Source organism: Paenibacillus sepulcri (assembly GCF_042647105.1).
Lineage (GTDB): Bacteria > Bacillota > Bacilli > Paenibacillales > Paenibacillaceae > Paenibacillus_Z > Paenibacillus_Z sepulcri.
Genome location: NZ_JBHRUP010000001.1, coordinates 1,719,395 through 1,742,162, shown reverse-complemented (window position 1 = coordinate 1,742,162; position 22,768 = coordinate 1,719,395). Strand labels below are relative to the sequence as shown.

12 protein-coding genes are annotated in these 22,768 nt (G+C 52.1%); 9 read left to right on the top strand and 3 right to left on the bottom strand.

The features are described 5' to 3' along the window. Window positions 1-82 precede the first annotated feature (82 nt). The 6 genes from ACFOLF_RS07765 to ACFOLF_RS07740 all read left to right on the top strand — a co-directional run bounded on the left by ACFOLF_RS07765 (window position 83) and on the right by ACFOLF_RS07740 (window position 13,585). Window positions 83-1,681: an amidase family protein gene (locus ACFOLF_RS07765; RefSeq protein ID WP_210037875.1), complete on the top strand. Its 1,599-nt coding sequence runs from the start codon at window positions 83-85 to the stop codon at window positions 1,679-1,681. A 215-nt stretch (window positions 1,682-1,896) separates the two neighbouring features. Next, a complete protein-coding gene (locus tag ACFOLF_RS07760; RefSeq protein WP_210037874.1) occupies window positions 1,897-3,117 on the top strand; it encodes a threonine synthase in 1,221 nt (406 codons plus the stop codon). 296 nt (window positions 3,118-3,413) lie between these two features. Then, window positions 3,414-5,108, top strand: a complete 1,695-nt coding sequence (locus ACFOLF_RS07755; RefSeq protein WP_210037873.1) for a M3 family oligoendopeptidase — start codon at window positions 3,414-3,416, stop codon at window positions 5,106-5,108. Window positions 5,109-5,390: 282 nt separating this feature from the next. Beyond that, window positions 5,391-9,458, top strand: a complete 4,068-nt coding sequence (locus tag ACFOLF_RS07750) for a bifunctional 2',3'-cyclic-nucleotide 2'-phosphodiesterase/3'-nucleotidase (RefSeq protein WP_210037872.1) — start codon at window positions 5,391-5,393, stop codon at window positions 9,456-9,458. 320 nt (window positions 9,459-9,778) lie between these two features. Continuing rightward, complete coding sequence (locus ACFOLF_RS07745; protein WP_210037871.1) at window positions 9,779-11,494, top strand: extracellular solute-binding protein; 1,716 nt, start codon at window positions 9,779-9,781, stop codon at window positions 11,492-11,494. Window positions 11,495-11,608: 114 nt separating this feature from the next. Next, window positions 11,609-13,585, top strand: a complete 1,977-nt coding sequence (locus ACFOLF_RS07740) for a beta-galactosidase (protein ID WP_210037870.1) — start codon at window positions 11,609-11,611, stop codon at window positions 13,583-13,585. A 61-nt stretch (window positions 13,586-13,646) separates the two neighbouring features. Here the strand turns inward: ACFOLF_RS07740 and ACFOLF_RS07735 are convergent, their stop codons facing one another. Next, window positions 13,647-14,525, bottom strand: coding sequence for a carbohydrate ABC transporter permease (locus ACFOLF_RS07735; RefSeq protein WP_210037869.1), 879 nt, complete (start codon window positions 14,523-14,525; stop codon window positions 13,647-13,649). 36 nt (window positions 14,526-14,561) lie between these two features. After that, window positions 14,562-15,419, bottom strand: coding sequence for an ABC transporter permease (locus ACFOLF_RS07730; RefSeq protein WP_379114116.1), 858 nt, complete (start codon window positions 15,417-15,419; stop codon window positions 14,562-14,564). Window positions 15,420-15,681: 262 nt separating this feature from the next. Between ACFOLF_RS07730 and ACFOLF_RS07725 the strand changes: the two genes are divergently transcribed. The 3 genes from ACFOLF_RS07725 (at window position 15,682) to ACFOLF_RS07715 (ending at window position 21,038) form a co-directional block, all read left to right on the top strand. Continuing rightward, complete coding sequence (locus ACFOLF_RS07725) at window positions 15,682-17,403, top strand: sensor histidine kinase (protein WP_210037867.1); 1,722 nt, start codon at window positions 15,682-15,684, stop codon at window positions 17,401-17,403. Window positions 17,404-17,424: 21 nt separating this feature from the next. Continuing rightward, a complete protein-coding gene (locus ACFOLF_RS07720; protein ID WP_210037866.1) occupies window positions 17,425-19,035 on the top strand; it encodes a response regulator in 1,611 nt (536 codons plus the stop codon). 281 nt (window positions 19,036-19,316) lie between these two features. Then, window positions 19,317-21,038 (top strand): cellulase family glycosylhydrolase, encoded by a 1,722-nt coding sequence (locus ACFOLF_RS07715; RefSeq protein ID WP_210037865.1) that lies wholly within the window; start codon window positions 19,317-19,319, stop codon window positions 21,036-21,038. A 137-nt stretch (window positions 21,039-21,175) separates the two neighbouring features. Here ACFOLF_RS07715 and ACFOLF_RS07710 read toward each other — a convergent pair whose 3' ends face one another. Then, window positions 21,176-22,258, bottom strand: a complete 1,083-nt coding sequence (locus tag ACFOLF_RS07710) for a threonine aldolase family protein (protein ID WP_210037864.1) — start codon at window positions 22,256-22,258, stop codon at window positions 21,176-21,178. Between the last annotated feature and the right edge of the window lie 510 nt (window positions 22,259-22,768).

Sequence of the window (22,768 nt, the reverse complement as noted above, 5' to 3'; positions counted from 1 at the left end):
TTACTTTAATTAACATTGAGAGGAGTGACAACGTATTCAAGGTGCAGTGTCAGAATGATTATCTATGAGGGAGATGATTAGAATGTTGAACAGTTTGCGAATAGCCTTCTTATTCTTGCTTATGCTTGCTGTGGTTGTTCCTGCTTCTATAATTGCCGAAGGGAGCTCCCCGGCCAAAAAAACGTTTGTCATCGAGGAGACCACGATTGAAGACATTCAGAAAGCATTAGCTTCGGGACAACTTACCTCGGAAGCTCTTGTAAACTTGTATCTGAAAAGAATCGGTGAAATCGATAAAGCAGGTCCTCATTTAAATTCCATTATTACGGTGAACCCGCATGCGCTGGAAACTGCTATTGCATTAGACAAGGAGAGGAAAACCAAGGGGCCCAGAGGACCGCTGCACGGGGTTCCAGTCATATTGAAAGACAACTATGATACCGCGGATATACCGACAACAGGCGGATCCGCTTCTCTTAAAGACACACTCCCCGTTAAGGATGCGTTTATGGTGAAAAAACTTCGTGACGCCGGGGCGATTATTCTGGCCAAAGGGAACCTGGATGAATGGGCGCATGGCGGAGCTGCGGGCGGGGGATATAGTTCGCTTGGCGGGCAAACATTGAATCCTTATAAACTGAATCGCGGTCCTTCCGGGTCCAGCTCCGGTCCCGGTGCGGCTGTGGCCGCAAATTTGGCTGCGGTCGGCATGGGCACGGACACGCTCGGTTCCATACGTGGACCGGTTGCAAGCAACGCACTCGTGGGCATAAAACCGACTTTGGGGCTTACAAGCCGTTCCGGAATTATTCCCTTTTCCCTGACGTTTGATGTCGGCGGACCTATGACCCGCTCCGTCGCGGATGCCGCTATCGTCCTCGGCGTTGTGGCAGGAGCCGACCCTGACGACCCGGCGACTTACCAAAGTATTGGAAAATCATATAAAGACTACACGCCATTCTTGAAAAAGAACGGGCTAAAGGGAGCACGAATCGGAGTTTTACGCAATTATTTCGGAGCCAATCCGGAGGTGGACCAATCGGTGAATGCCGCCATCAAAGATATGCAAAAACAAGGGGCCGTAATTGTGGATTCCTTGAAAATCCCGCAGGACCTGATTGACGTATCCGGTAAAATCTACAGCACCATTTCAGATTTGGAATTTAAATGGCAGCTTGAAGATTATTTTAAAACCAGGGGCAATGCTTTGCCGTTCAAAACATTGTCCGACATCATTTCGGATGCAGAAAAAAATAATCTGCCTCTAAATGCTAACGTGCTTGGACGGCTGGAGACAGCAGAGGCTGCAGGGGGACTTCAGGATCCTTATTACCAGGCCACATTGAAGTACGGTCCGGAATCGTTCCGTAGAGTCATTGATCAACTATTGAAAGATAATGATCTGGATGCCGTTGTATTTCCGACAAGCGGTTGTACCGCTCAGCCCCTTCCGGGAGTAAATGACGCAAGCTATAAATGCGGACAGGCGCCTGGCAGCAGCAATTTGGCCAGTTTATCCGGCTATCCGTCTATTTCGGTACCGACGGGGTTTGGATCGGATGGGCTGCCAATAAGTATTTCATTCTTATCCGAAGCATTCAGTGAGCCGATTCTTATTAAATTAGCGTATTCCTATGAGCAAGCTACCCATCACCGGAAGCCTCCAAAGTTTTTAAAATAATCAGGGAATTGTGCTGATCGTTCCACTCAACCGCAGCCTAAGCTCGGATACCGTAAAGGTACTAAGGGCTCAGGCTGCGCTGCATTCAATAGCGGCAGTCCGATTAGTTAATTTTAATTCCATAAAAGGAATTCATCCTGTACTCTTAAATTAATAAACCATTCGTACAGAATGGTTCTACTACGATGAATGACTTAAAAATGGAGGCAAGATAAATGAAGTTTAGCTATGTTTCCCACCTTAACTGTCCCAAGTGCAATAAAATCTACGATTTGCATGAGAAACATCAACTGTGTACATGCGGTTCGCCTTTACTGGTCAGCTATGATCTGGATGAATTGAAAAAGGAGTTTAAACCAAAGGATTTATTGGGAAGACCAGCTGATCTTTGGAGGTATCACGAATTACTCCCAGTACTAAAGGAAGAGAACATTGTTTCATTGGGAGAGGGAATGACGCCATTAATTCCAATGCGGAATTTTGGTAAATCGGTTGCTATCCCCAACCTGTTTATGAAGGATGAGGGCATTATACCAACCGGAACCTTCAAAGCAAGAGGGGCTGCTGTTGGTATTTCTAAAGCAAAGGAACTGGGAATTAAAGAGCTGGCTATGCCGACGAATGGAAATGCCGGTGCCGCATGGGCGCTGTATGCAGCGAGAGCGGGCATTAAATCTATCATTGTGATGCCTCTCGATGCCCCTAAGATTACAAGAAATGAGTGCGCGGTTTCAGGGGCAAATTTATATCTGGTCAATGGGTTAATTAGCGACGCTGGCAGGATTGTAGGACAGGCGGTTAAGGATTTTAATTTATTTGATGCATCGACTTTAAAGGAACCTTACCGTATTGAAGGCAAGAAAACGATGGGACTTGAAATAGCTGAACAAATGGGATGGAAAATGCCTGACGTCATTCTTTATCCAACCGGCGGCGGAGTAGGTATTATTGGCATATATAAAGCATTGATGGAATTGCTGGCCTTAGGCTGGATTGAGGGTCCGCTCCCTCGTCTGGTCGCTGTTCAGGCAGCCGGATGTGCGCCTATTGTCAGAGCCTGGGAAGAAAGAAAGGCCGTCTCGGAATTTTGGGAAAATTCAACAACGGCTGCATTCGGAATCAATGTGCCGAAAGCCCTTGGTGACTTTTTGGTATTGGATGCGGTCTATAAGACGGATGGTTGCGCTATTGCTGTTGATGATCCAAGTATCTTGCAAGAGCAGCGGCGAATAGCCTCAATGGAAGGCGCTTTTATTTGCCCGGAAGGCGCTGCTGTTTTTGCAGCCGCAAGAATTTTGAGAAAGAACGGATGGATCAGAGAAGAAGAGACCGTTGTTGCTTTAAACACCGGAGCTGGAGTGAAGTATCCGGATACGGTCCAGGTTGAAGTTCCTGAGCTGCAAAGGGATGAATATATCAGGGAGGGTAGAAGGTAATCATTCGCCTGTCCTTTCTGCAGCTCAGGCCGATTCATTTCGTTCCCGATTCCTCCTTAAATGTCGAATTAAGGATCCTTGGGACTTCGAAACCGGTTATATTGGCACTTTTCAGAAATGGATAGATTGCTATTATTTGAACTACCAAACGTTTCTGGACAGTCGTTCAAGATCCCGATAAAGGAGCGGTTCTGTGGGGCAATCCAGGCCGATATCGACATGGAAAAATGTATTTCGGTTGGGGTATGATGAGTAATAGTCAATAAAAGGCACGAACAGAGAGGATGGTCGGATTCATGACATTCAATGAGTATCAATATGAACGTCCAGACGTGAAAAAGATTGAACAGCGTTTTAAGGAACTGCTCGCATCGTTCAACCAGGCTGAAGGCGCAGCACAACAAAACCAGGTGATGGAGTCCATCAATCAATTGCGCAACGAGTACAACACACAGGAGACGCTGGTCTCCATTCGCCATTCCGTAGATACAAGAGACGAATTTTATAAGGCCGAGCAAGATTATTTCGATGAAATTAATCCGGTTATTCAAGAGTACATAACGGATTACTATCGTGCGTTAACCCAGTCGAAATTCCGTCAGGAGCTCGAAGCCAAATGGGGCGGGCAGCTGTTCCGTCTGGCGGAAATGTCGCTCAAGACATTCAGCCCTGAAATTATTGAAGACCTGCAGCAGGAGAACAAATTATCCACGGAGTACAGCCAGCTCATCGCATCCGCGAAAATCCCGTTCGAAGGAGAAGAACGGACGCTGGCTCAGTTGACGCCGTTTGAATTGTCGACGGACAGGGATATGAGGCACCGGGCATCGGACGCCAAATATCAATTCATGGCGGACCATGAACAGGTATTGGACCGCATTTATGACGATCTGGTCAAAGTGCGTACCAAAATCGCCAGGAAACTGGGCTACCGCAATTTTGTCGAGCTCGGATATGCACGGATGAACCGTACGGATTATAATGCCGGGATGGTTCAAAATTTCCGCGATCAAGTGGCCCAATATATGGTGCCGGTGACCACTAAGCTCAAAGAGCGTCAACTCCGCCGGATCGGCGTCGATAAACTGCAATATTACGACGAAGGATTCAGTTTCAAAACGGGTAACGCTAAGCCTAAAGGCGATCCCGACTGGATCGTGGAGAACGGCCGGAGGATGTACCGTGAGCTGTCTACGGAAACCGACAAGTTCTTCACCTTCATGCTGGATAACGGGCTGATGGATCTGGTCAGCAAGAAAGGCAAGCAAAGCGGCGGATATTGCACGTATTTGCCGGATTACAAAGCTCCTTTCATCTTCTCCAATTTCAATGGTACCTCAGGAGATATCGACGTGTTGACGCATGAAGTAGGGCATGCCTTCCAGGTGTTTGAGAGCCGCCACTACGAGGTGCCGGAATACGGGTTTCCAACTTATGAGGCGTGCGAAATTCATTCGATGAGCATGGAGTTTTTCACTTGGCCGTGGATGGAGCTGTTCTTCAAGGAGGATACAGATAAATACCGTTTTGATCATCTGGCGAGCTCGCTGCAATTCATTCCGTACGGCGTTTCGGTGGATGAATTCCAGCATTTCGTTTATGAAAATCCGGATGCGACGCCGGACGAGCGCAAAGCAGCATGGCGCAAAATTGAGAAGAAATACCTGCCGCACCGCAAATACGATGAAAACGACTATCTGGAACGCGGAGGTTTTTGGCAGAAGCAGCAGCATATTTTCCGCTCGCCGTTTTATTACATCGATTACACCCTTGCGCAAATTTGTGCGTTCCAATTCTGGAAGCGGATGAACGAAGACTACAAAGCCGCTTGGGCCGATTACCTGAAATTGTGCCAGCAGGGCGGAAGCAAGTCGTTCCTGGAGCTCGTCAAGGTGGCCGGTCTCATATCCCCGTTCGAAGACGGCTGTGTCGTATCAGTCATGGGGGACATCGATAATTGGCTGAGCGGTGTTGATGACAAGAAGCTGTAATTGCAGCCAAGTTGTTCACTAAAAATATAAAGACGGCCGCGAGTCCTCGACTGAGGGTTTCCCGGCCGTCTTTGTGCTTGTGCTGCGTTTCGGAGTGTATGCAATTCGTATTGGTATTGCGTTGCAGCGAATGCTTGGCCAGATTGCAACTTTTCAAGCATACACTGATATCGTTTATATTTATTTTTTAATAGTTTTAAAAACTTAATTCTAGTAATCCATCCACCTTTTCCCTTATGATAAAAATGTTAGCATGCATAACATGAGAGGATGAGGCAGCATATGAAAAACCGGATCAAGAGGAGGAAATTAAGCAGATTATTCATTATTTCATCTTTGACGGTGAGCCTGATAGCCCTGCCATTTAATGGGATTATGGCAGCGGCTGAGCCGGGCACCGCGGCTTTAAAGCTGAGAATCATGGAAACGACGGACATTCATACGAATATTCTCTCTTACGATTATTACAAGGATGCCCCCTCAGACACGGTAGGCTTGGCCAAAACGGCCCAATTGGTCAAAACCGCCCGCCAGGAAGCAAAAAATACATTTTTGGTCGATAACGGCGATCTGATTCAAGGAACCCCGCTCGGTACTTACAAGGCGCTTGTCGCTCCGCTGAAAGCAGGCGAAGTCCATACCGTTTACAAAGCAATGAACCTCATGGGGTATGATGCCGCCACACTGGGCAATCATGAATTCAACTATGGACTCGATTATTTGGATGAAGCCGTGAAGGGCGCCAACTTTCCTTATGTTAACGCGAACGTGTATATGGACGACAAAGACGGCAATCCGGACAATGACGTCAATCGTTTTGATCCCTATGAAATTGTCACCAAAACGTTGGTAGACGAGTCCGGACAGGAGCAAACCCTGAAAATCGGCGTGATCGGCTTCGTTCCGCCGCAAATTACCCAATGGGACAAATCATGGCTCGAAGGCCATGTTGCGGCCCGGGACATTGTTGCGACGGCCGAGAAATTCATCCCGAAGATGCGCGCTGAAGGAGCCGATCTCATCATCGCCTTGGCGCACACGGGCTTCAACGGATCCGCCAAAGCATATGCAGATGCAGAGGATGCCGTGCTGCCCTTGAGCAAAGTGGCGGGTATCGACGCCATTACGTTCTCCCACACCCACAAGGTTTTTCCTGCGGTGGACGATAAATCGCTAGACCCGCTATTCAAGGACGCGGATGGCAGCGTGTTTCCGGGCGTTGACAACACCAAAGGAACGATCAACGGAGTGCCTGCGGTGCAAGCGGGATACGGCGGGAACAACCTTGGCATCATTGATTTGACGCTGGAAAAGCAGGCCGGCAAGTGGAAGGTGGCCGCTTCCCAATCGTCCACAAAGGCGATTTACGATACTGCGGCCCAAAAGCCGCTGGTTGAAGCAGAGCCTGCTGTCGTTGAAGCGGTGAAGGCCGACCATGAAGCGGCCATTCAATATGCGAACAGCCCGATCGGGATGACGACCGCGCCGATCCACAGCTTCTTCTCCCTGGTGCAGGACGACCCTTCCATCCAAATCGTAACGAATGCGCAAAAGTGGTACGTCGAGAATTATGTGCAGAAAAACCTGCCCCAGTATAAAAACACGCCGATCCTGTCCGTTGGCGCGCCTTTCAAAGCGGGACGCAACGGTCCGGACGAGTTTACGGAAATTAAAGCCGGCCCTCTCGCGATCAAGAGCGCAGGCGACCTTTACCTGTATGACAACACGTTAAAAGTGATTTTGGTGAAAGGCTCAGCCGTCAAGGAATGGCTCGAAATGTCCGCGGGCAAATTCAATCAGATCGATCCGGACAAGAAAGAAGAGCAGCCGCTGCTCAACCCATCATTCCCGGTCTATAACTTCGACGTCATCGACGGAGTGTCGTACCAGATCGACGTAACGAAGCCGGCCAAATATAAACCGGACGGCACGATCAACGACGCCAATTCCAGCCGGATCGTCCAATTAAACTATAACGGCCAACCAATCGACCCGAATCAGGATTTCCTCGTCGCAACTAACAACTACCGTGCGGGAGGCGGGGGCAGCTTCCCGGGCGTGAAAGGAAGCAGATACGTCATCGACTCGCCCGATGAGAACCGTCAAATTTTGATGGATTATATTTCATCGCAGAAATCGATTGATCCCTCGAGCGATAACAACTGGTCGATTGCGCCGATTTTCGGAGAAGTGAACGTAACGATTACGTCTTCTCCGAAAGCGGCCGAGTACGTAAAATCGTCGCCCAACATCCGTTATTTGAACAAGACGGATGACAAAGGCTTCGGCCTCTTTTCCCTGGATGTAAGCAATACGTTCAAGGACGTACCCTCGTCGCACTGGGCGTATTCCGCGATTAACGAGCTTGCTTCCAAACAAATCGTCTCGGGTTCAAGCAGCGCGGAATTCGATCCGAATGCCAAGGTAAACCGGGCGCAGTTTGCATCCATGCTGGTTAAAGCGTTGAAATTGACCGCCAAAAGTAAAACGAAATTCAAGGATGTCCTTGCATCGGCCTGGTATGCCGGCGCGGTGGCGGCCGCCTCGGAGAACGGTCTTGTCAGCGGCATTACCAAAAACCGGTTCGCCCCGGATCAAACCATTACCCGCGAGCAAATGGCCATTATGATCAGCAGGGCATTGAATCTGAAGGCAGGGAAGACCCTTAAAGCGGAAAGCGAAGCGAAATTCACGGACGGTTCGGCCATCAGTGCCGGGGCAAGCGCAAGCGTCGACATAACCGTCGAACGCGGCGTGATGAGCGGCAGCAGCGGCAAGTTTAACCCCAAAGCGGCGGCCACGCGTGCAGAAGCAGCCAAAGTGATCAGCCTTCTGACCAGCAACGTCTCCGTCCAACTGCTCGGCATAAACGATTTCCATGGCCAGTTGGATTATAGCAAGACAGTGAAGGATGCCGGCGGGAACGTTACCGCCACGCTCGGCGGAGCCGATTACCTGGCCGCCTATCTGAAGCAGCGCGAAGCGGCTAACCCGAACACCCTGCTCGTGCATGCTGGCGACGCGGTAGGCGCAAGCGCTCCGGTTTCCGCTTTGCTGCAGGACGAACCGACCATCGATTTCCTGAATCGACTGGGTTTCGATGCCGGTACGGTGGGCAACCACGAATTCGACAGGGGCGCAGAGGAAGCGCTGCGTTTGATCAACGGGGGCAAGAATCCGGTATCCGGCAAAGATTTTGCCGGAGCGGACTTTCCTTACGTGGCGGCCAATGTCATGGATAAGGATGGCAAACCGCTCCTTGACGCCTATGTCATCAAACAAGTCGGCGGGGTCGAAATCGGTTTTATCGGCGTCGTAACAAACATCACGCCTACGATTGTCAAAGCATCCAGCATCGAAGGCTTGACCTTCATCGAACAGGCCCCGGCGGTCAATAAGGCCGTTGCGGAATTAAAGGCTAAAGGCATTGAAGCGATTGTCATTCTGGCCCATGATCCCTTTGAGGGCAGCGCCGACGCGCCGACCGGTGAAGTCGTCGATTTGGCCAACGAAGTGGACGACGAAGTGGACGTCATCTTCGCAGGCCACAACCATGGCGGGTTGAACAAAGTGATCGACGGCAAGCTGGTCATCGAGGCTTACTCGTACGGCACAGCCTTCTCCGACATCGATCTGGAGATCGACCGCGCCACGCATGATATCGTGCTGGCCAAAGGCGAGGTTGTCGATGTCAAACAAGAGGGCATCGAACCGGATGCCGAAATCGCGAAAATGATCAAGGACTACCAGGAATTGAACGCGCCGGTCATGAATGCGCCGGTCGGCAAAACGGACGCAGCCATCACCCGCACCGCGGCAGCATCCGGTGAATCCGCGCTCGGCAACTTGATTGCGGACGGCATGCGCGAGGCGATGAAGACGGATTTCGCGTTTATGAACTCCGGCGGTATCCGCAGCGACATGCCGGAAGGTTCCGTCACGTACGGCAGTATGTTCAGCATCCAGCCTTTCGGCAATGTGCTTGTGAAAATGACGCTGTCCGGAAGCCAGATGAAAGAACTGCTGAATCAGCAGTGGGGTGAGACCGGAACAAAGATCGGCCAAGTATCCGGGTTCACGTACTCTTATGATGACAGCAAGCCGGACGGCCAGAAGATTATCGAGATCAAAAAAGCGGACGGTACCCCGCTGGAGGACGCGGCTTTCTATACAATCGTCGTGAACGACTTTATGGCAACCGGGGGCGACAGCTATACGCTGCTCGTCAAAGGAACGAACCGCGAGGCGGGTCCTGTCGACCTAGATGCGACGATCACATACGTGAAAACGAAATTCCCGGGCGGGCTGATTACCGCCAAAACCGAGAATCGCATTACCAAAGTGAATTGATTTATCTGAACTGGGCGCTTTGACACATGAACAAACCCCTCCAAGCAGACCGTGACTCGCAAGAGCGCTCTCTGGAGGGGTTTGTCTTGTAACAGGAGCGAAGATTGAATCTATTCGCCCGTTCACCCTTATCCACGCGCCGGCCTTTGACGCCAATATCCATGTTTTTAACAGATAATATAATGATCTGCTTTTTAAATGGAAGTGCTTTCAAGAAGTTAACAAAGTTGTATGGATGTTAATACCTTTTTCTGTCCGCCCTTTACGAAATCGCTTACAATTTGATTGTTATCATTAATTTCGTTATAGGAGGAACCACGATGAGAAAGCTGCGCAAATCTATTGCTCTTGTACTGGTTACCGTGCTGATCGGCATTTTGGCCGCTTGCACTGGCGGCAATAACGACTCTTCAAACAACAACGGCTCTTCCGGCAGCGGGGGAAGTACGGGCAGCGCGGATACGGATCCGGCCAAGAGCGGTGCACCGATAAAAGACGGGAAGTTCGATCCGCCGGTCACCATTACGGTGGTGCGGGGCATCGGTGCCGAGGTGAAGTTTAAAGACGGCGAGTCGATGGAGAACAACGTTCACACTAAATGGGCGAAAGAGAAGCTCGGCATCGAGCTGAAGTATCTGTGGACTGTAGTGGATACGAACGATGCGTTCAAGACAAAGCTCCGTCTGGCGCTGTCCGCCAACCAGGAGTTCCCGGATATTTTGCCGCTGCGCACTACGGCAGACGTGGTCGACGACCTCATAGATTCCGGCCGTTTCCAGGATGCGGGCGAGCTGTTTGACAAGTATGCCTCCCAGACCTGGAAGGACGCTATGAACGAGGATCCTACTGTATGGTACCCGTATATGCGCGATGGCAAGCGGGTGGGCCTTCCGATCCTGGACTATGCATACAACGGCGACCCGGTGCTCTGGATCCGTGAGGACTGGATGAAAAAGCTGAATCTGCAGGCACCGAAGACGATTGAGGACCTTGAACAGATCCTGGAAGCTTTCACGAACAATGATCCGGACGGCAACGGCAAGAAGGATACCTTCGGCCTGACGATCGGCTTCAAGAATTGGTTGAATACATGGATGGGCGATGCGGGCTGGGTTTTCGGCGCTTACGGCACAATGCCGAACCAGTGGAACTCCGACGGTCAGGGCGGTATCTCGTACGGCTCGATCAATCCTGCCATGAAGGACGGTCTGACGAAATTAAGCGACTGGATGAAGAAGGGCTACATTCCGAAGGAAGCCGGACTATGGGACGAAACGAAGTCGACCGAAGCGTTCACTGCCGGCAAAGCAGGTATTGTAGCAGGTCCGCACTGGATGCCTTCGTGGCCGCTTGAAGATGTGAAGAAGAATGTAAAAGGTGCGGAATATAAGGCGTATGCGATCCCGGCCGGACCGGATGGCAAAGCCGGACGCCACGGTACGCCAAACAACAACGGCGTGGTGTTGATCAACAAGGATATGAAGAATCCGGAAGTGTTCTTCACATACCAGAACTATCTGTTCGACAACTACGCTAATCCGAAAGAAGGCAGCGAGTTCGAATACGGCTTGTCGAAGGGCTATGACTGGGATGAGAAAGACGGCAAGAAAGTGGTTCTGAAGGAAGGGGAAAACGGCTTCGCAACCAATAAATATACGCTTACGTTCGACGGAGCGCGGATTCCTTCGCTCTCCATGAACGCGCTGGCGAAGATCGCCTCGGGCGAAGAGCCTTCAACGACGTTCGAGAAGCTGCAGAAGGAAATGGCGCCGGAAGCTGTCCTCGAGGCAGCCAAGATCGTCGTCGACCAGAAGGATATCGCCATGAAGAATATGTTTACGGGTTCCGCGACGCCTACGATGAAGGATAAACGCGAATTCCTGGAGAAGCTTGAGAAGGAAATCTTCAGCAAGATCGTCTACGGGGAGCTTGGCATCGATGCGTTCGATAAGTTCGTTGAGGACTACAACAAGAACGGCGGCGACAAAATATACACCGAAGCCAACGAGTGGTATAAAGCCGTAGGCGGCAAGTAACCAGCAAATGCGGCGGACAGCAAGCCCGGTCATTCCAATGGCCGGGTCTTTATGGTACCAAAGGCTGCAATTGCGGTATATGTGAAATTCATAAACGCGGGAGGCGAAAGCGAAATGGGCAGCAGAGAAAATGGCCTGCTTGCAGGCGACCAGAAATTTACAATCGGCCCCGCAGGCGGGCGGAAACTATTCTCCGTCGCGCACAGCGGCCGCAAGCTTTGGGAGACGGCGCATTATCTTGTTATGGATGTGTATCACGAGCAGGATGAAGTGCTTGGGCTCGGGCTTGAATTTTATAAACGCATAGACGGGGAGCCGTCGCTGCAATCTTTCACGGGCGTGCTGCCGGGTGTGCTGACGCGCATCGCATTCCCGCTGGACGCGCTCGATTCTCAAGCCGTGTTCCTGCCGCGGACGCCGGGCAAGCTGAAGACGCTTGTCTCGGGTGAAGGCTTGAAGCGCTCTGAGGTCGCAGCGTTTGCAATCGGCACGCTCGCTTCCGTCAAGGGCTGGACGTTTAACGTGTCGAACGTCCATCTATCTATCGCGGAGCCCGATTATAAGCTGCAGCCAATCAGCCTTGTGGACGAATTGGGACAGTATTCGCGCAAGAGCTGGCCGGGGAAAACCGCGGATCCGGTTGAGCTCGCCACTTATCTGCAGAGCGAACGGGAAAGCAGTTCAGCCAGCACAGCTGCGGAGAGAAGCCGGTTCGGCGGCTGGAAGGGCAAGATGTTCGCGGCGTCCGGCTATTTCCGGACGGAGCATGACGGCAGGAGGTGGTGGTTGGTCGATCCGGACGGCTCCGCATTCTACAGCCTCGGCATGGACTGCGTCAATCCCGGCGAGTCCATGAAGGTCGACGGCATGGAGCCGCTGCTTAGCCGGCTGCCGCCGCAGGACGGTGATTATGCGGAGGCATGGAGTGTGACCGACGGGAGGGGCGATCTGATGAACGGCCGCTATTTCAACTATGCCGTTGCCAATTTGATCCGCTCCTTCGGGCGCACATGGTACGAGGATTGGGCGCTTATCACCCGCAGCCGGCTGCTGGGATGGGGCTTTAATACGGTGGGCAATTGGTCCGATCCGGCGTTCATCCGGGCGGCGGCGATGCCGTATGTGCTGCCGCTGGAACATTTTCCGATGACGCAGCGGTCGATCTTTCGCGACTTTCCGGATGTGTTCAGCGAGGAGTTCCGCGCTGGGGCTGAGCAGTTTGCAGAGCAGTTGAAAGCATACGCGGACGATCCGTATCTGATCGGATATTTCCTGCGTAATGAACCGCTCTGGGCATTCGCAGGCGATGTTAATCTGGCGGCGAAGCTGCTGGAACTGGATGCTGCCTTCGAAAGCAAGCGGGAGCTGATCCGGTTCCTGTCGGAACGTTATGAAGGTGAGATCAGCCGGCTCAACGAGGCATGGGGAACGGCACTCATGTCGTTCGACGGGCTGCTGCAGCCGTTCGAAGCTGATTCAGTCATTGCATTGGCAGGCGCAGCGGAGGATCTCGATCTGTTTACGGAGCTCATGATCGAAGAATATAATGCCATCCCGTCCATGGCATGCCGCCAAGCGGATGCGAACCATTTGAATCTCGGCATGCGCTACGCATGGATTTCATCCCCGAAGCTGTTGAAGGGAAGCCATCATTTCGACGTGTTTTCGATAAACTGCTACAAAATGAAGCCCGATGCAGACGAAATTCACGAGATCGCAGCACTTACCGGGCTGCCTGTCATGATTGGTGAATTTCACTTCGGAGCGCCTGACGCCGGCCTGCTGGCAACAGGTCTTCGCGGCGTAACGAACCAAGAGGAGCGGGGCAAGGCGTACAGCCATTATGTGGAGCATGCGGCCGCCATGACGGATCTCGTCGGGGTACATTATTTTATTCTGAATGACCAGGCTTTGCTGGGCCGCTTCGATGGAGAGAACTTCCAGATTGGCGCCGTCGATGTCTGCCATCGGCCTTATCAGCCTTTTACCGACCGGGTCGCCGCAACCCATGGACGCATTTACGGGATTGCGGACGGGCGGCTGGAGCCGACCCGCGAAGAAGCCGAGGAGATTCCAAGGATCGGGTTTTAAGCCTATACACAACAAAAACCGCCTGCCTGCATGCAGCAGACCGGCGGTTTCCTTCACCATTCTATTCCTTAACCGCGCCGAGCACGATCCCTTTGACAAAGTACCGCTGCAGGAACGGATACACCAGCAGGATCGGCAGTGCGCCGATGAAAATCTGCGCCGCTTTGACGGTACGCTGGGCAATATTCTCAAGATCCTCTGGCCGGACGTTGACCTTGCTGAGGTCCTGCTGTACGATGATCGTCTGCAAGAACGTCGCAAGCGGGTATTTGTCGTACTCCGTTATATAAAGCATACCGTCAAACCATGAGTTCCAGTGGCCCACCATGTTGAACAGCGAGAGCGTTGCGATCGCAGGCAGCGAAATCGGCAGATATACGCTGACGAGCGTCCGTAGATGGCTGGCCCCGTCGATGAGCGCCGCTTCTTCCAGTTCCTTGGGAACGGTACGGAAGAAGTTCAACATCAGGATCAGCAGCCACACATTGACCGCGGTCGGCAGAACGAGCGCCCACATCGTGTTCATCATATGAAGCTTCTGGATGAGAATGTAGGATGGCACCATTCCGCCGCTGAACAGCATGGTGAATACGAAAAACCAGGCATAGACGGACCGGCCGCGGAAGAACGAATCCTCCTTCGAGAGCGGATAGGCGGTCAGGAAGATGACCAGCATGCTGATTCCGGTACCGAGCGCCGTCCGCTCCACTGCCAGCCAGAGCGCGCGAAGGAAGTTATCGTTGACGAGTGTCTTCTCATAGGCATCGAATGTGAACTGGATGGGCCACAAGCCGACGAGGTTGGCGCTTGCCGGCGCCTTGCCGCTTAAGGAAACGGCCAGAATATGAATGAGCGGCATGATGCAGAGCAGACTGACGACAAGCAGAAGAGCATAGTTGAAGCCGGAGAAAATCCGGTAAGAAACGGACTGGCGGCGCATATGACGACCTCCTTTCTATACATGCAAACAGGTAATTCAGAAAATCCGGTAATTCGCGAATTTGTAAGCCAGCCGGTAAGCGAAGATGATCAGAACCATGCCGATGACCGATTTGAACAGGCCGACGGCTGTGCCAAAGCTCATTTCGCCGTTCAGGATGGCCATCCGGTAGACGAAAGTATCAATAATATCGCCTTTGCTGTAGACAAGGGCGTTATACAGATTGAAAATTTGATCAAATCCCGCATTCAGAATATTGCCCAGTGACAGCGTTCCGAGCACAATGGTAATCGGGATCAGCGCAGGAATCGTAATGTATACTGTCTGCTTCCAGCGCCCGGCGCCGTCCACTTCGGCGGCTTCGTAGAGCGAAGGATTGATGCCGGCTAGCGAAGCCAGAAAAACGATTGTGCCATATCCGAATTCTTTCCAGACGTCGCTGACGACGACAGTGAAGCGGAACCAGTCGCCGTTGCCGAGGAAGAATACCGGATCGATGCCGAAAACGCCGAGTGCTCGGTTGACAAGACCGCCTTCAGGGGACAGCATGTCAAGCAGGATGCCGCCGAGGATGACCCAGGACAAGAAGTGAGGCAGGTAGACCAGGGTCTGTACGGAGCGCTTGAAGCCCATCGCGCGTACCTCGTTCAGCAGCAGGGCGAAGATCAAGGGGGTAATGAGCTGGAAGACGATCTTGAGTGACGCGATGATGAGCGTATTCATAATGACCTGCACGCTGTCGGGACGCTGGAACATATAGCGGAAATGCTCCATGCCAACCCATTCGGATTTGAAGAAGCCGAGCCACGGCTTAAAGTCCTGAAACGCCATCACGATGCCGCCCATCGGGAGGTACGCGAAGATAAGGGTGAAGATCACGCCGGGCACCATCATGAAATGCAGCGGCCATGTCCGTTTGAAGTTCCACCTGTTCCTGACCTTGGCAGCTTTTCTCGCCGCTGGCGCCTTAATCGGTTGCGGGTTGCCTGTGCTTGCATGCATGGGAGGTCGCTCCTTTAGAGGGATGAATGGCCGCAGTGAAGGCGGTCTATGCCGATTACTTCCATTGTAATAAGATAGCGCTTTCATAATCCAGAACAACCTGTGAAGAATGATGTTACTTTGTTAACCGATTGCAGGGAATGGAGAGACCGTGATGGGAAACGTGCGTTTGACCGTCTATAAGAAATTGATGCTGCTCATATTGCTGCTGCTGACCCCGATTGTGGTGCTCTACACGTATGCCAACCAGAAGACGGTAGGTGTGGTGAAAGCTGAGATTTACCAGTCAAACAAGAACCAACTGATCTTCTTTGCCAGTCAGATGGATAAGAAGATCGAAGAGATTGCGGCTTATTCCATCATGTTGATCCGGGATCGTTCATTAAACGATTACCGGTATATCGATCTTTATCCCAACTATACGGATGTCATCCGGGTCAAAAATACGGTTCTTGACCGGATCAGCCTCCAACAGGCCATGAGCGGATGGATCAACCGGATTTCGGTGTACGCGCCGCAGATCAAGGATGTCATATCGACGGACAATACGGTGAGCTATGAATCCGGATACCTGGAACGAAATGTCGGACGGGGCTGGAAATACGAGAAAGAGCGGCAGGAGTTTGTCTGGTACGCAGCTGAGCCGCAGGGGGGCTCGGACAATCCGCTGAAAGCCAAGCTGATTATCGAGACCCGGTTCCCGGCGCAACGAATCATGGATATGCTCGGTGCTTATGAAACGGACGGCGAGCGGCACCCGTTCCTTTACCGTCACGGCGGAGACGTGATCAGGTTCGGCACATACAAGGACGATACGCTCGTCGAGCTTAGCCGGATGCTGGATTCAGACCGTACGCAGCCAGCGTTTAACCGGTTGAAGAAGGTCAAGGGTGAGCAGTATGTGGTGAATGTAGTTGCGCTGGACAGCGTGGGCTGGTATCTGGTCGATTATGTGCCGCTCGAGAAAATTTTGTCGCCCATCACGAAGAGCCGGAATTCCTTCTACATCGTCCTGACGCTGCTGCTTCTGCTCGGGCTTGGGGCAGCGCTCATGCTGTACCGCAATGTCCAAGTGCCGGTCAGGCAGCTGCTTCTCAACATGCAGCGGCTCCGGATCGGCGACTTTTCTGCGCGGATCACGCACAGGCCGCGGAGTGAATTTGGCATCCTGTACGAGCGCTTCAACGCGATGGCGCGGCAGATCCAGGAGCTGATCGAGAAGGTCTATACCGAGAAGCTGCGGTCCCGCGAAGCGACGCTCAAACAGCTCCAGGCGCAGATTAATCCGCATTTTCTATATAATTGCCTTTACTACATCAAGAATATGACGCGGCTCGGCGAGGGAGTGGCAGTGGAAACAATGGCGCTTAATCTCGGCGAATACTATCGCTATATGACCCGGCACGAGAAGCAGACGCCGCGTCTGGAAGAGGAAATAAGCCTTCTTCGGAACTACCTCGAAATCCAGAATCTGCGCATGAAGCGGATCCGTTACGAAATCGATGTGCCGGATTCGATGTTTCCGATCGTGATACCAAGGCTGCTGCTGCAGCCGCTCGTCGAGAACGCCATCGTTCACGGCATCGAGCCCAAGGTAGGTGAAGGCCGGATCCGGATCGCAGGGCGAGAGTCAGAGGCGTACTACGAAGTTCAGGTGGAGGATAATGGCGTTGGCCTTCCGGCAAAGGAGCTGGAGCTGCTGCGAAGAAAAATCAGCCAGCCTCTTGATGAAGAGATGGGCTGCGGCATGTGGAACGTGAACCAGCGGCTCGTCTATCAATATGGCCAGGAGGCGGCACTATCGATCAGGCCATCTGCAGATGGCGGACTTACGGTGAGCTTTCGCTGGCCGAAGATGGACGCAAGAATAGCATGATTTTACCGGAGGTGCAGGTGTATGTATGAGCTGATGATTGTCGACGACGAACAGTCCGTGGTGGACGGGATTGCGGGCACGCTTCCCTGGGAGGAGATGCAGATCGACAAGGTGCATAAGGCATATTCCGGACAGAAGGCAATCGACATTCTGTCAGGCAGGACTGTTGATATCGTGATAACCGACATCCGGATGCCCGGCATTACGGGCATTGATCTGATCAAGCGGATCCGGCAGGATTGGCCGCGGACGAGAACCATTCTTTTGTCTGGATACTCCGAATTCGATTATGCGAAGGAAGCGCTGCTCCAGTGTGCGTCGGATTACCTGTTGAAACCGGTGCGGGACGAAGACCTGCGGGCTTCCGTCGAGGGTGCGATCGAGCAGATCAGGACCGAGTGGGCGGCCATCAGCTCGTATGAACGGGCCGTCGGTGCACTGCGTGCGAATCTGCCGCTTATGCGCGCACATCTGCTGCGTGAACTGCTGGAGGGTAGAGAATACACTTCACATGTATTGGAAGAAAAGCTTCAGCTCCTGGAATTGCCCTATACAATGGGGGATGAAACCGCAGTGCTCTTGATCCGTCTCGAAGACGAATTCGCACAGTTCGATCCGCGAAGCCTGTCCCTCTTCGAGTTTGCAATCGGCAACATGGCGGAGGAGATGTTCGGGAACGATTTCCGCCTGTGGACCGCAAAGGACCGGAATGAAAATTTAGTAATGGTCGTGAAAGCAAAGGGTGACCGGAATCAACAGCATGCGCAGATCGCACACATCGCCGCCCAGTTCCAGAAGGTTGTCAGCTTGTATTTGAAAGGCACGATTAGCCTGGTAGCCAGCGCATGGGGACGGTTTCCGGCGCAGTTAGGCGATCAGTACGCATCCGCTGTCGCGTCGCTGCGCCGGAGAGTCGGTTCGGAAAGGGGATTCTTCCTGGCGCTGAGGGAAGGCGAGGATGATTCCGGCACGGTCAATACGCTCAAGAGCCTGTATGAACCGCCAGCGCTCATCCATTTATTCGAAGCCGGAAGGTGGGAAGCGGCGGAAGAGAAGCTTGGCCACATTTTTGAGGAGCTGCAGGAGAGGTTCGATGGCTCGCTTGAGCATCTGGTGGAAACGTTCTTCGCCATCGCGGCGGTGCTCTCCCATATCGCTCACAAGAACGGCCGCAAGCTGGAAAACCTGATCGGGCAAGAGTTCGAAATGTTCGCGGGGAGCGGTTCACCACGCTCCGTGGCTCAGCTGCAGGAATGGACCCGAACATCGGTCGAGCGCATCCGGACCGACATGGAGAACGAGGTTAAGAATACACGCAGCAGTGTCGTTAAGCAGGTGCATGAGTATATCGAGGACCATCTCGCTGGCGACCTGTCGCTGCAGGCGATTGCGGTCCATGTTCATCTGCATCCGGTCTATTTGTCCCGTGTTTATAAGCTGGAGACCGGCAGCATGCTGAGCGACTACCTGTTACGGTACCGGATGGAGAGAGCCGCGTACCTGCTGAAAAACACCGGCTGCAGAATTTATCAGATTGCCGAGCAGACCGGCTACACGAACCCGCCGTATTTCATCAAGGTGTTCAAAAAGGAATTCGGCATTACGCCGCAGGATTACAGAGACCGCAGCTAGCATGGGCGAGATTTTCCTTCCTGAGAAGACCGCATCCAGGCAGCTGACGACCAGGCCAGTGATTGATTAATTCCCCTCTGCTGCTAACACCTGAGTCTCGATTTTCATCTGATTTATCCACTAATTATCGGGGTTTCTCCAAAACCCATAATCCGGTAAAATCATCACTGCCACTGGTTTTTGATAACGTTTTCATAAAGAGGAGGAGCACGCCAGAGTATCTGATCAACCTGACCCGCATTTTGTTTCAGAACATAATCCAGGAGGAGGTATTCAGAATTATGTTTTCATCCAGCAAGCTCATTCGTATATTGCTGACGGTATCGGTTTTGTTGACCATGCTCGTTCCTTCTTTCGCCAGCGCGGCCACGCAGGAGCGGCCAGCGATCCCCGTTCCGAAGAGCAAGATTCAATCGTATGTCGAAGCCATGCAGCCCGGTTGGAATCTCGGCAATACATTCGACGCAACCGGAGCTGACGAGACGTCGTGGGGCAATCCGCGCGTGACGAAGCAGCTCATCAAGCATATCGCCTCGCAAGGATACAACAGCATTCGCATCCCGATCACATGGGATCAGCGGATGGGCGAGGCGCCGGACTACATGATTGAACCAGCATTCCTGGACCGCGTTGAAGAGGTCGTGAACTGGTCTCTGGACGCCGGATTGTACGTCATGATCAATCTGCACCACGATTCCTGGCTGTGGGTTAACCGGATGGGTACGGAGCATGACGCTGTGCTTGCCCGTTATAACGCAGCATGGAAGCAAATCGCAGAGCGGTTCAAAAACTATTCGAAGAAGCTGTCGTTCGAGAGCATCAATGAACCTCGTTTCACTGACGGCTGGGGTGAAAGCGGCGAAGCTCATTTCGCGATGCTGCAAGAATTGAATGCATCCTTCCATGAGATTGTGCGCACCTCCGGCGGCAACAACTCCGAGCGCCCGCTCGTACTGCCTACGCTCGAGACAAACGCGAATCAGGACCGGCTCGACGCACTGGTGGACACGTTCGACGCGCTCGACGACCCGAACCTGATTGCAACCGTTCACTATTACGGCTTTTGGCCGTTCAGCGTCAACATTGCCGGCTTCACCCGCTTCAACGAAGAAACGAAAAACGACATTGTCCAAACGTTCGACCGCGTTTATAATACGCTCGTTTCCAAGGGTATTCCCGTCATTCTAGGCGAATACGGTTTGCTCGGCTTCGACAAAAATACGGGTACGATCGAACAAGGGGAGAAGCTTAAGTTTTTCGAATTCTTGCTTCATTACATTCAAGAAAGAGGCATTACCCATATGCTGTGGGACAACGGGCAGCATCTCGACCGCAATGCGCTGCAATGGAATGATCCGCGGCTATATGGCATGTTGAAAGCCAGTTGGAAGGGCCGCTCCGCAGCCGCGGAATCCGATTTGATTTATTTGACCAAGGGCACGGAAGTGCAGGACGCTGTTATTCGGCTCGAATTGAACGGCAATCGGCTGACGGCTCTTCGCCATGATGGCAGGCCGCTTCGCAAAGGCAGCGACTATTCGCTGGAAGGGGAGCTCCTGACGGTGAAGGCGGGCTTACTCTCCAGGCTGACGGCGTCCGGCGCCTACGGCGAGAACGCTGAGATCACTGCGGATTTCAATAAGGGTGAGGACTGGACGTTTGACGTAATCGTCTACGATACACCAGTGCTGCAGAACGCTGCCGGAACAACGAACGAGTTCTCGATCCCGACTGCGTTCAACGGCGACCGGCTCGCTACGATGGAAGCCGTATACGCTGCCGGAGGCAACGCAGGCCCGCAGAACTGGACGTCTTTCAAGGAATTCGCGTACGTCTTCTCGCCTTCGTACGACACGAACGGGATTGAGCTCACGGAAAACTTCTTTAATGAAGTGAATGACGGCGAAGTCGTGCTGACTTTCCACTTTTGGAGCGGCAAAACCGTTGAATACAGGATTACGAAGAACGGAAATGCCATCGTCGGTTTCGCCGCGGAGCTTTGACGCTGTTTCCTGTATATCAAGCTCAGACTTTGTTGAAATGTAGCGCTTCTCGTGCGAACAACCAGGTTTAATTAGGGAGGAGCCTCCTTTAGGGAAGCTCCTCTTTTCCATTACGTCACAAAGCAAGGAATCACGAATTATTGCTTCATTTTTTCATCAAGCACCCGGAATGCCTTGATGACGACTTCTCTTGGCAGTTCCGCATACAAATCGCCCAAACTGATTTCGCAGGAACAGGTATGTTCATCGATTTCTGTCAAATAGCTCGTGATGCCAACACCCGTGGCTTGTTGAACCTCTGCCAGAACAGATGCCGCTTGCTCTTTGGCCAGATGGAAATGGACGTGAAACATATTCGAAACGGGCATAAGCGGCAGCGTCGAAACGCCGTGGCAGGAATTGAACAGGGCGGCAAGCTCCTTTGCTGCTTCAAAATACTGCCCCATTTTAGGTGAGCGTAGATTATAATAATAATCCGCAGAGACGATATACGGATACAAGCTAATCAAATCGCCGCCGTGGCGCCGTTTCCAAACCTTGGATTTCGCTATAAAGGCTTGATCTCCTGCCAGAATCGCTCCTGCAATCCCGCCGATTCCTTTATATAACGAGATATAGACACTGTCAAAAAGAGCGCAAACCTCAGCGGCCGACCTTTGATAAAAGGGGAGGATTTCCAAAAGGCGTGCCCCATCCAGATGCAGCTTAATGGCTTTGTCGCGGCAATATTCCGAAATCTGCCAAAGCGTTTCAAAGCTTGGCAATTGGCCGCCGATTTCACGCTGAGGCAGCTCCAGCAGGACACAAGCTATGCCCTCCTCCATATTGACGACATCTTCCAGCCCGATGACGCGGCTTTTGTCAGCCAGCAGAACCGTTTTGATGCGATGCAGCTCCTTCAAGCCATCTTCTTCGTGGATTTCCAGGTGGCTCAGCGGATGATAGGCAACTTTCCTGAAGCCTTGTTCATCGCACCAAATGCGCAGAGCAATCTGCTGAGCCATCGTTCCGCTCGGGAAAAAGACGGCATGCTCTTTTCCCAGTAAAGCCGCCATCTTCGCTTGAAAATCCTCAATGATCTTTCCCGTGCCATATCTGTCGCTTTCCAGCTGCCCTTCAATGTCTTGAAAAGCCTCTTTTAATACCCGGATATCGCGTTTGCCGTGATTGCCCAATTTATATTTGGTCTGGTTATAGGCTGCTGTTAAGGATTCAGTCATGTATGAAAACTCCTTTAACTTTAAGTCAGAGGCTTTTCCAGCCTGCCTGCACCGATTACTATATCACACTTCCTTTCTCTTTGATGCATCCCGCCCGACGGGTTTCAACAGCTTGATAAGTAATAATTTGAGCTGGGCTTGCTCCTCCGTACCAAGTTTATGAAAGAACCTCTCATGATTTTAAACGGTATTTACTGTAATTCTTGGAACCAATGCGTTGCCTTCAACCGGGAGTTCAACTTCAATTGACGAAGGTCCTTTGGGTCTTGCAATCTCTGAATCAACTGTTATCATTTTTAGGAAATTCATGGAAACTTATTCTATTTCGACATCATTCGACGTTTTATCCTAGTGAATGCAGAGACGTGTATGTGGTATTTTGAATCCGTTGGCTAAAAGAATTGAAAGCTATCGTTCCTGTACTCAATCAGTTTTAGTTTGGGGTGAAACCAAGAAAACACATGTGGTAGGGAGATTATTCAGATGTATGGTCAGAATGTGCTCGACAAT

Excerpts from the sequence above, each read along its gene's own strand:
- ACFOLF_RS07765 (WP_210037875.1), top strand. The coding sequence starts at position 83 with ATGTTGAACAGTTTGCGAATAGCCTTCTTATTCTTGCTTATGCTTGCT.
- ACFOLF_RS07760 (WP_210037874.1), top strand. The coding sequence starts at position 1,897 with ATGAAGTTTAGCTATGTTTCCCACCTTAACTGTCCCAAGTGCAATAAA.
- ACFOLF_RS07755 (WP_210037873.1), top strand. The coding sequence starts at position 3,414 with ATGACATTCAATGAGTATCAATATGAACGTCCAGACGTGAAAAAGATT.
- ACFOLF_RS07750 (WP_210037872.1), top strand. The coding sequence starts at position 5,391 with ATGAAAAACCGGATCAAGAGGAGGAAATTAAGCAGATTATTCATTATT.
- ACFOLF_RS07745 (WP_210037871.1), top strand. The coding sequence starts at position 9,779 with ATGAGAAAGCTGCGCAAATCTATTGCTCTTGTACTGGTTACCGTGCTG.
- ACFOLF_RS07740 (WP_210037870.1), top strand. The coding sequence starts at position 11,609 with ATGGGCAGCAGAGAAAATGGCCTGCTTGCAGGCGACCAGAAATTTACA.
- ACFOLF_RS07735 (WP_210037869.1), bottom strand. The coding sequence starts at position 14,525 with ATGCGCCGCCAGTCCGTTTCTTACCGGATTTTCTCCGGCTTCAACTAT.
- ACFOLF_RS07730 (WP_379114116.1), bottom strand. The coding sequence starts at position 15,419 with ATGATGGTGCCCGGCGTGATCTTCACCCTTATCTTCGCGTACCTCCCG.
- ACFOLF_RS07725 (WP_210037867.1), top strand. The coding sequence starts at position 15,682 with ATGGGAAACGTGCGTTTGACCGTCTATAAGAAATTGATGCTGCTCATA.
- ACFOLF_RS07720 (WP_210037866.1), top strand. The coding sequence starts at position 17,425 with ATGTATGAGCTGATGATTGTCGACGACGAACAGTCCGTGGTGGACGGG.
- ACFOLF_RS07715 (WP_210037865.1), top strand. The coding sequence starts at position 19,317 with ATGTTTTCATCCAGCAAGCTCATTCGTATATTGCTGACGGTATCGGTT.
- ACFOLF_RS07710 (WP_210037864.1), bottom strand. The coding sequence starts at position 22,258 with ATGACTGAATCCTTAACAGCAGCCTATAACCAGACCAAATATAAATTG.